General features: G+C 49.6%; 3 protein-coding genes. 2 read left to right on the top strand and 1 reads right to left on the bottom strand.

Annotated features, from left to right (window positions below; genetic code table 11):
• Positions 1-175 (top strand): galactose mutarotase (locus P8O70_05095; protein ID MDG2196254.1); only part of this gene is annotated, 175 nt, incomplete at its 5' end.
• Between the two features lie 17 nt (positions 176-192).
• Here P8O70_05095 and P8O70_05090 read toward each other — a convergent pair.
• Complete coding sequence (locus tag P8O70_05090; protein MDG2196253.1) at positions 193-1,407, bottom strand: Gfo/Idh/MocA family oxidoreductase; 1,215 nt, start codon at positions 1,405-1,407, stop codon at positions 193-195.
• Positions 1,408-1,525: 118 nt separating this feature from the next.
• Here P8O70_05090 and P8O70_05085 point away from each other — a divergent pair.
• The coding region (locus P8O70_05085; GenBank protein ID MDG2196252.1) for a dihydroxy-acid dehydratase at positions 1,526-2,754 on the top strand (1,229 nt) is incomplete at its 3' end.

Genomic DNA, 2,754 nt, shown 5'->3' with positions numbered 1-2,754 from the left:
AGATACTTCTCCTGTTCTTGGTCATTCGGGGAAGCCTTATGGTGGGCATGCAGGCATTGCGATGGAACCACAATTCTGGCCAGATGCTCCAAATCAGCCAAACTTTCCATCCATTACTTTGCGTCCGGGGGAGCGTTTCAGCCAGACCTCGTTCTTCCGCTTCATCCGGAAATAAATCGAAGGGTTGGGAAATCAAGCTCTATCTTCTGGAATTTTCGCAAAGCGAAGGTCTGTCACCTCTTCAACACGAACAGGTAGTCCTTCCTTTGCGGAGCAAATTGCCGCCATTGTGGTTTGCACATCTCGTTTTCCGTCTTCTCCGGTGTAGCTTGGTTTACGGCCACGGATTAGCGCATCAATGAACTCATTGATCTGATTCTGATGCGCTTTGCTGTAATACGAAACCTCAGACTGCCAGAGATCATCACCACCCTCATCAAATCGAAAAGTTCGAGCTTCTTTATCCTTGCGGTGGAGAACAAGATGTGTGCTCTCCCCCAGCCATTGCAGTCCTCGGCCTCCTTCACCCAGCACTTCAATCATTCCCTGGTCACCAATGATGCTCAAACTGAAGCCATACATAGGGTCAAACTTCCCATTCAGTGTTTCAGCTCGCATCCAGACCCCTTGACAGGCAGGATCGTCGTAGGTCCAGGTGATGATTGGGATGTCCCCTGAGTCCTCTGGACGGTAAACGTGCGTTTCGCCTTCATCGACTTGATAAGCAGTCTTCATCCAGCTGATATCTGATTTCAGTGCATAGACTTCCTTGATTCTTGACCCCATTAGATATTCAGCGGTGGCAAAGAAATGAACACAATGATCAAACATCCAAGGGAAGCCCGCACCCCCGGCCTTTTTGGAGTCCATCCGCCATCCACGATGATCATCAGTCACTGGACGGCCGGTCTCCAGTACTCCCGGACGTTCGACCCACGATCCAAATCGTTGACGTATCTGCTGAGGCTTACCGATTTCACCAGCTTCAATTAAAGTTCGGGCATGTTTGAGCGAGGTCATGAAGATGTATGATTCACTAACCATCAGCGTGACACCCCTGCTGCGAGCGGTCTCACAAACCTCCTGCCCTTCAGTCAACGTCAAACAGAATGGCTTTTCACAGAGAATATTTTTTCCTGCCATGGCCGCCGCCAGTGCCATTGGAGAATGCAAAATCGTGGGAGTGGTGATGTCTACGGTATTGATCTCTGGATCCTGTAGCATCTGCTCATAAGAGGTGTAGGTTTTGGGAATACCATACTTATTTGCGATCTCTTTTAAACGAGTTGCGTCAAGATCACAGACAGCCATGACCTCTGCATCTGGATGGGCTGAATAAGCCCCGAGATGACTCTCACAGACCATACCCAGGCCAACGAGCCCTACAGTCACTTTTTCAACTTTCATATTTTGACCATGATTCCAGATGTCAATACAGGAACATGGAGGCAATTGCATCCATGAATCGCTTCTTATACTATCGGTTTTTCGAATAATCGACACGTTCTGGCAAAAGGTTACTCAAATGTCTGAAATTTCAAAGGGACTCGCTAACGGGTTGACCAATTATGGGGATCCAGAGTTTGCTAAATATCTGCGACGCTCCTTTGCGAAATCCATGGGCTACACCAATGAATCCCTGGATAAGCCGATTGTCGGCATCTGTTACACTGAAAGTGGTTTCAACAACTGCCACCGGCATTTCCCAGAGATGCTCGAGGCAGTTAAACGAGGGGTGCTGGCTGCAGGTGCTTTGCCGATGCCTTTTCCGATGATCTCCTTGGGGGAGGTGTTCCTCAGCCCAACTTCCATGGTCTACCGCAATCTGATGGCGATGGCTGTAGAGGAGATGATCCGGGCCCAGCCAATGGATGCCGTTGTCTTGATGGGAGGTTGTGACAAAACAGTTCCAGCCTTGCTGATGGGAGCAGTCTCAGCTGGAAAACCAGCCGTGATGCTAGTAGCTGGGCCAATGATGACAGGTCGCTACAAGGGAGATCGTCTGGGAGCCTGTACGGATTGCCGTCGTTTCTGGGCTCAATATCGTGCAGGGACCCTCTCTCAGCAGGAAATCGATCAGATTGAGGGAAATCTGGCGGTTACTTCGGGGACTTGTGCGGTGATGGGTACAGCATCCAGTATGGCGGTGATCGCAGAAACCCTTGGGGTGATGCTACCAAATACTGCATCGATTCCTGCTGTTCATGCAGACAGATTGAGAGCTTCTGAACAAACTGGGGCCTTGGCCGCTAAAATGGCCATCCAAGGTGGTCCAAAGCTGGATCAACTGATCACTAAGGAATCGGTGGAAAATGCACTTCGAGTTTTACTGAGTGTTTCAGGTTCGACCAATGCCATTATTCACCTCACCGCCATTGCTGGAAGAGCAGGTGTGGAAGTTGACTTGAAGCGATTTAATGAACTCTCGGATGAAACCCCGGTGTTGTTGGACCTCAAACCTGTGGGGACTGGTTACATGGAAGATTTTCATACAGCGGGCGGGTTAGATGGAGTTTTACGTGCGCTTGCTTCGCAGTTGAATCTCCACACCCTAAATGTGACTGGACAAAGCTTGGTGCAACACCTCAAAAAGGAAAGTTCAGAGCAAATTGATCAAAGTGTAATCAGAGCTTTGCGAGATCCAGTAGAGTCTAAGGGAGGTTTGATTGCACTCCATGGGAACTTGGCTCCTGGGGGTGCCATTCTAAAACGTGCCGCAGCTACTCCAGCCCTTTTGGAGCATGAGGGTAGAGC

This window comes from SAR324 cluster bacterium, from assembly GCA_029245725.1.
Classification (GTDB): domain Bacteria; phylum SAR324; class SAR324; order SAR324; family NAC60-12; genus JCVI-SCAAA005.
Note: the sequence above shows the minus strand (reverse complement) of the source record. Positions and strands in the feature narration are given on the sequence as shown.

Excerpts from the sequence above, each read along its gene's own strand:
- P8O70_05090 (MDG2196253.1), bottom strand. The coding sequence starts at position 1,407 with ATGAAAGTTGAAAAAGTGACTGTAGGGCTCGTTGGCCTGGGTATGGTC.